Genomic DNA, 2,116 nt, shown 5'->3' on the forward strand with positions numbered 1-2,116 from the left:
TATCCAGAATCAGACCGGTGCGGCCTAATACACGGCATTTTAACCGCTGTTCAAGATTACGTTCCTGACTGGGAGAGAGTTCGTGGTTAAAAATCACTACCGCAGCATCATTGGCTGCTACAAGTTCAGCTATTTCTTCTACCTTGCCTGAACCGGCGAAGTACTTTGAATCAGGCCGCTGACGTTTGCCATGCACTACGGCTGAAATATTGGTACCTGTTGAATTAACCAATTCAAGGAATTCCTGTTGTTTTTCATCAAATCCCCGATCATTAAAATCAAGGTGAACTAAAACAACGGATTCCTGTTCGGAATTCTCTTCAAAAGCTGCATTGCTATCAGGCCGATCAAACAATCAATAAACTCCCTTATTCTTCTTGGGTTATCTGAACATTTCTTGCAGGAACAATAGTCGAAATGGCATGTTTATAGACCATTTGATTCACTGAGTTTTTCAGTAAAATGACAAATTGATCGAAGGAATCAATCTGACCCTGTAGTTTAATGCCATTGACCAGATATATTGAAACTGAAACATTTTCTCGACGTAATGCGTTTAAAAAAGGATCCTGCAAGGATTGGGCTTTGGCCATTGTCGACTCCATCGTTGTTATTATTGTTAAATTTCAAATAGTATATTAGGCATTCTAAAAGGCTGCACAGAATCGTCAAGCATTATCGGATGTAGCCAGCTTGTAACGTATAAAATCCAATACCTGTTGTTCTGGTAAATCTGTACTGCTGTCAAACCAAACACCATCTTTTTGAGCTCTTAACCAGGTCAGCTGACGTTTCGCCATTTGCCTTGTAGCAATAATTGCTTTTTCAATAAAGGTGGCTTCGTCATACTCTCCGCGCAGAAAAGACCATGCCTGTCGGTAGCCTACAGCCCGAATTGATGGCAATGCTGGATGCAGATCTTCACGCCGATACAGTTTTCTGACTTCATCAATAAATCCAGCTTGCATCATTGTTTCGTATCTTTTGGCGATTCGTTGATGCAGAATTTTTCGATCAAAAGGCGATAGAATTATTTTTATGACTTCATAGGGCAATAAAAAATCTGAATATTTGGTTAATTCAGTTAATGATTTCCCAGAAATCTCATAAACTTCCAAGGCACGTAATAATCTTTGCGGATCATTATTATGAATACGTTTTGCCGAAACAGGATCTATTTTGGCCAGTCGATCATGCAAATACGGCAAGCCAAATTGCTGAAGCTCATTCGCCAGTTTTGATCGGACTTGTGCGTCAGCTTCTGGTAACTCTGCAATGCCATATTGCAACGTTTTAAAATACAGCATCGTCCCGCCAACCAGTAACGGAACTTTTCCCCGCTGGGTAATATCATCCATTAACGCCAACGCATCCTGACGAAATCTTCCCGCAGAATAAGCCTCTGTAGGATCAAGAATATTCACCAGATGATGAGGATACTTCTGCAACGTGAGTGCATCTGGCTTGGCTGTACCAATATCCATCTGCTTGTAAACAAGAGCAGAATCAACACTGATAATTTCTACGGGAAGATTCTGAGCAAGAAATATTGCCAGCTCTGTTTTACCTGCGGCCGTGGGCCCCATTAAAAAAATGGCTGGTGGCACAGCTTGGCCAGACAACAAATCGATAATTACCCTTGCTTCATTGAGTCAAAAAACTCAACATTGGTTTTAGTCGATTTTAGCCTATCCATCAGAAATTCCATTGCTTCAATGGGTTCCATTGGAGCCAGAATCTTACGTAAGATCCACAGCTTCTGAAGATCTTCTTCATTAGTCAGTAATTCTTCACGACGGGTACCGGAACGTGTGACATTAATCGCAGGATAAATACGACGGTCAGCCAATTTACGTTCAAGTAATACTTCCATATTACCGGTACCTTTAAACTCTTCGTAGATGACTTCGTCCATCTTCGAACCAGTATCAATTAGGGCCGTTGCAATAATGGTTAAGCTACCACCTTCTTCAATATTTCGGGCCGCGCCAAAGAACCGTTTAGGACGTTGCAGCGCATTTGCATCGACACCACCAGTAAGGACCTTACCGGATGAAGGCGAGACTGTATTGTATGCACGCGCTAAACGGGTAATTGAATCTAACAGAATAACGAC

2 protein-coding genes and 2 pseudogenes are annotated in these 2,116 nt (G+C 41.7%); all 4 read right to left on the reverse strand.

Features of this window, described 5'->3' with window-relative positions; translation table 11 throughout:
* A pseudogene (locus B3182_RS06780) lies at nt 1-355 on the reverse strand (GTPase HflX); the annotation flags it as partial.
* A gap of 13 nt (nt 356-368) precedes the next feature.
* Complete coding sequence (gene hfq, locus B3182_RS06785) at nt 369-593, reverse strand: RNA chaperone Hfq (RefSeq protein WP_014707464.1); 225 nt, start codon at nt 591-593, stop codon at nt 369-371.
* Nucleotides 594-668: 75 nt separating this feature from the next.
* Nucleotides 669-1,586, reverse strand: coding sequence for a tRNA (adenosine(37)-N6)-dimethylallyltransferase MiaA (miaA, locus tag B3182_RS06790; protein ID WP_292398496.1), 918 nt, complete (start codon nt 1,584-1,586; stop codon nt 669-671).
* A 47-nt stretch (nt 1,587-1,633) separates the two neighbouring features.
* Nucleotides 1,634-2,116 (reverse strand): annotated as a pseudogene (gene rho, locus B3182_RS06795) (transcription termination factor Rho); the annotation flags it as partial.

Source organism: Methylophaga sp. UBA4204 (assembly GCF_002379485.1).
Taxonomy (GTDB): domain Bacteria; phylum Pseudomonadota; class Gammaproteobacteria; order Nitrosococcales; family Methylophagaceae; genus Methylophaga.